The sequence below is a fragment of the Cyanobium sp. LEGE 06143 genome, assembly GCF_015207535.1.
In the GTDB taxonomy this organism is placed as follows: Bacteria; Cyanobacteriota; Cyanobacteriia; order PCC-6307; family Cyanobiaceae; genus NIES-981.
The window spans coordinates 1-4,258 of record NZ_JADEWP010000199.1; the positions used below are offsets into that span (position 1 = coordinate 1).

The window sequence follows — 4,258 nt, forward strand, 5'->3', positions numbered from 1 at the left end:
CCCCTGAGGCCCCTTCGCTGGGGCTGGCTGAGCCCGCCGCCGCCGCCCCGCTCGACCTCGAGATCCGCGTGGCCCTGTTACGGGCCGGAGCCGACCCCAGCCTTTCGGCCCGGGGGACCTGGCAACTGCTCAGCCGCGACGGGGCCCTGCTCCAGCAGGGTGGTGCCGACGAGAGGGTGCGTCTCTCCGGTGCGCTGCAGGCCGTGCCGGAAGCCTGGTTCCAGACCAGCGGCGAAGCGCTGCTGGTCAACGGTCAGCCCTATGCCGGCCGCATCCGGCTGATCCAGCAGCAGGGCCGGCTGCGGTTGGTGAACCACCTCCCCCTCGAGACCTACATCACCTCGGTGGTGGGGGCGGAGATGCCCAGCAGCTGGTCGCCGGAGGCCCTGCGGGCCCAGGCGGTGGCGGCTCGCTCCTATGCCCTGGCCCACATGGCCAGGCCCGCCGACCGGCACTGGCATCTGGGCGACACCACCCGCTGGCAGGCCTACCGAGGCATGGCCAGTGTCAGCGAGCCGACCCGCCAGGCCGCCGCCTCCACCGCGGGCCTGATCCTGAGTTACCAGGGCGCGATCGTGGAGAGCCTCTACGCCGCCAACCGGCAGATCAGCCTGGAAGCCCACGGCCATCTCGGCGCCAGCATGAGCCAGCACGGCGCCCAGGACCTCGCCAAGCAGGGGTACCGCTACAACCAGATCCTCGGCCACTACTACCAGGGGGCCTCGCTGGCGCGTCTGAAGGCCGGTGCGGGTTGAACGGCTCTGGAAGGCGGCGCTGGAGATCTCCCAGGCCGCCCAGGGCAGTGGTGATCTGGTGCCCCTGCGCACCGAGCTGGTGGCCCAGCCCGCCCTGCAGCCCTTCGTGCTGCGCCGCCTGCTGAGCGCCACTCCCAAGCACCTGCGCCGGGAGGGGCCTCGGCCCAATCCCTTCCTGCCCTGGGATCGGGCGCTGGAGGTGGAGCGACTGGGCCACAGCCACGTGCTGCTGCTCAACAAGTTCCCCGTGCAGCCTGGCCACCTGCTGGTGATCACGCAGGACTGGGCGCCCCAGGCCGGCTGGATCGCCCTGGCCGACTGGCAGGCCGTGGCCTACCTGGCCGAGGACACCGCGGGCTTCTGGTTCTTCAACAGCTGCGCCGCTGCGGGGGCCAGCCAGCCCCATCGCCATCTGCAGTTGCTGCCCCGCCACGCCGGCGAAGCCAGCTGTCCCCTGGTGGAGACGTTCCGCAGCCAGCTCCGCCAGCAGAGCCCTGCCTGGCCCTGGTGCTACCGGCTCAGTGCCCGCCAGTGCCCCAACGATCCCTCGGAGCTGCAAGCGCTCTACCTGCGCCATGCGGAAGAGCTCGGCATGGGGGATCCCCGGCACGATCCCCAGCCACGCCATCCCTACAACCTGCTCTTCGATGACGAGTGGTTTCTGACGGTGCGGCGGGAGCAGGAGCACTGCGCCGGCTACAGCGTCAACGGGCTCGGGTTCGCCGGCTATCTGCTGGCCACGAAGCGCTCCGATCTCTCCTGGCTGCTGTGCCACGGCCCCTGGGAGCTGCTGCGGCGGGTGGCCACACCGCTCTGAGGCCCAGGCCCCGAGATTCAGTGGTCCCACGGTTGCCAGGGCAGCGGGGGATGGGCGTCGCTGGAAACAAGGCAGCCCGATGGGGTTGCTCTTAGCCACTCTTCCGTTGGCACCCTCCTATGACAACCTCTACAGCCACTCTTTCCAAATCCGTCGCTGGCCTCGCCCCAGCTCCAGGCGCCAGCGGCGTCGCGGCCCGCAACCGCCGCGTGGAGCAGTACAGGGCCCTGGTGCGGCCGATTGCCCTGCACTACCACCACCGTTGCCCGGAACCCCTCGACGACCTCATCCAGGTGGGGCTGATGGGCCTGCTGCGGGCCGCAGAGCTCTACCGGCCCGCCATGGCCACGCCCTTCGAGGCCTTCGCCCGGCCCCACATCCGGGGAGCCCTGCTCCACTACCTCCGCGACGTGGCTCTGCCGATCCGGTTGCCCCGGCGCCTCGATGAACAGCGGCAGCAGCTGGCCCGGCTGAGAGCTGAGTGGTTCGCCACCCACCATCGCCCCGCCACGGAGGAGGAGCTGCGCCGCCAGCTGGGCCTGAGCCAGGACCGTTGGCAGCAGCTGATGGCCGCCGAGCGACTGGTGCGTCTGCCCTCGCTGGAGGAGCTGCAGCTTGAGGCCGGCCACGGGGATGGTGCCAGCCACGAGGACCATGACCACGGCTCACAGGAGGCTCCGGCGCTCCTGCTGGCCCGGCTGGAGGAACCCCTGCGGCTCGTGGTGGAGAAGGTGATCCTGGGGGGTTGGAGTTACAGGAAAACAGCAGCGGCCCTGCAGGTGAGCCCCATGACGGTGCAACGCCGGCTGCGCAAGGGGCTCGCCGAGCTGCGGGGCTGGCTGCTCAGCCCTGAGGTTCAGCAGCATCCCGCTGCATCTGCTGTTCCAGGGTGCTGATCGCCGCGCTCACCGCCGCCAGCTGGCGCTCGATGCCATCGCGCCAGAAGCGCAGCATGCGCAGCTTGCGCTCCTGGTGGCGGCGCAGACCATCACCGGCGGCCTCAGCAGGGCCACAGCAACCGAAGGGGGGAAACATGGAAGTGGAGTTGTAGAACAAGGTTCTAGCGGTGGCCAGGCCTGCCTGAGAGCGGGCCCTCGATCCATGCCCCGGGGGAGCAGCGGCTGAACCCAGCGGGGATCGGCTCCGGTAAGGTAGTCCGGATTCTCCCGCTCAGATGCAGCGCCGCGGACGTCCTTGCATGGCCCTCGCCTGCGTGGTTGCTCCCTGAACGCCTTCTGCTCTCCAAGGCATTCTCTGCGGCGCCGACCCGTCCAAGGGCACCGCAGCACCACAGCACTCTCCCCCCTTAGACGATTGAGATCGTTGGTTGCTCCAAGGCTGCTGCCCAACCCAGGCGGCCTCTGTCGCATGGTCCTGGTGGTGGCCATTGCCACGGTGGGGGTCGCTGCCCAGCCTGCCCAGGCGGCCGTGGCCCTGATGGCCGGTCAACGGGCCAGGGCACTCAATGGCAACTTCAACAGCGTGCCGGTGCTGCACTCCAACCAGCCCGAGGAGGTGGAGGGTCCTGGCATTCTGATCACCACGGAACCAGGGGTGACCTACGCGGCAGAAAACGGCGCTGCCCTGAAGAACGCTGAGTTCACCTTCAACGGTGACTTCGGGGTGCACATGCACCACAAATATTTCCCGGATTACCGCAAGCAGATCCGCCCCGGTGAGCGCCGCACCGAGCTCACCCTTGGACTGATCCTGATCAACCCGGGCCAACAGCCCATTCAGATCAGCTTTGATCGCGGTGCCGTTCGCAACAGCTTCGAGGCTCCCTACCTGGCCAACAACCTGATGGGCGTCAAACCCCTGGGTGTCCGCCCCTGGAACACCGGCCCCGGGGATGCCACGGCGGTCCAGATGCTGCGGGGCAGTCTGGATCGTGGTCTCAGTGAGACGATTACCATCCCCGCCCGCAGCCGCGTGGTGCTGTTCCGCACCCAGTTGCCGGCCCTCGGCATCGCCAATGCCCTGCTGCGGGGACGCAGCAACGGGCCGTTCCAGATGGCGGTGGTGGCTGCCAGCAATCCGTACAGCGATGCAGATCTGGTCAGGGTTCTGGATCAGCGACGCCTGGCGCCTGGGCGCGTGTACCTCAATCAGCTCGCCGCGATCAAGAATCGCCGGGTGTTTTCCCGGGTCGGAGGGGTGGCCCTGGGGGATGAATATCAGGCCTCCATCACCCATGACCTGAAGCGCCAAGGTCCCCTGCATGTGCCGCTCACCAGCACTGACCGCCATCATTTCGGCACCCGTGATGTGCAGGTGAACCAGCTGGCCAGCCGCATGATCGATTCCTCTCTCGACAACGTCGGCACCTACGGCGTGCGCTTCGATGTGGATCTCAACCTGAAAGGTTCCGGTCCCTACGAGCTGGTGATGAGTCATCCCACGATCCCGGGCGTCAACACCTTCACCGCCTTCCGCGGCTCGATTCAGATCCGCACACCCGAAGGACTGCAGGAGGTCCATGTGGGCATGCGCTCGGGCGAGAGTCTCTCCCTCACCACGCTCAATCTTCCTGGTGGGGGGAGCAGCTATCCGGTGCGCGTCAGTCTCGTCTACCCCGCTGATGCCACGCCCGGCCATCTGCTGAGTGTGGTTCCGATCAGCCAGCTCGCCATGGTGCAGGCGCGGCAACAGGCCCAGGCCGCTTCCAGCCCGGCCACTCCTGCCC

5 protein-coding genes are annotated in these 4,258 nt (G+C 68.2%); 4 read left to right on the top strand and 1 reads right to left on the bottom strand.

Features of this window, described 5'->3' with window-relative positions; translation table 11 throughout:
• The 3 genes from IQ216_RS12025 to IQ216_RS12035 form a co-directional block, all read left to right on the top strand.
• On the top strand, positions 1 to 755 hold a 755-nt coding region (locus tag IQ216_RS12025), incomplete at its 5' end, for a SpoIID/LytB domain-containing protein (protein ID WP_193815642.1).
• Positions 745 to 1,572 (top strand): ATP adenylyltransferase, encoded by an 828-nt coding sequence (locus IQ216_RS12030; protein ID WP_193815643.1) that lies wholly within the window; start codon positions 745 to 747, stop codon positions 1,570 to 1,572. The genes IQ216_RS12025 and IQ216_RS12030, both read left to right, overlap by 11 nt.
• A 119-nt stretch (positions 1,573 to 1,691) precedes the next feature.
• A complete protein-coding gene (locus tag IQ216_RS12035; RefSeq protein ID WP_193815644.1) occupies positions 1,692 to 2,468 on the top strand; it encodes a sigma-70 family RNA polymerase sigma factor in 777 nt (258 codons plus the stop codon).
• On the opposite strand, the gene IQ216_RS12040 is transcribed toward IQ216_RS12035, so the two are convergent.
• Positions 2,416 to 2,607, bottom strand: coding sequence for a sigma factor SigF (locus tag IQ216_RS12040; RefSeq protein ID WP_186699703.1), 192 nt, complete (start codon positions 2,605 to 2,607; stop codon positions 2,416 to 2,418). The two genes, IQ216_RS12035 and IQ216_RS12040, sit on opposite strands and share 53 nt — an antisense overlap.
• Before the next feature lie 333 nt (positions 2,608 to 2,940).
• Here IQ216_RS12040 and IQ216_RS12045 point away from each other — a divergent pair.
• The coding region (locus IQ216_RS12045) for a DUF3370 family protein (RefSeq protein ID WP_193815645.1) at positions 2,941 to 4,258 on the top strand (1,318 nt) is incomplete at its 3' end.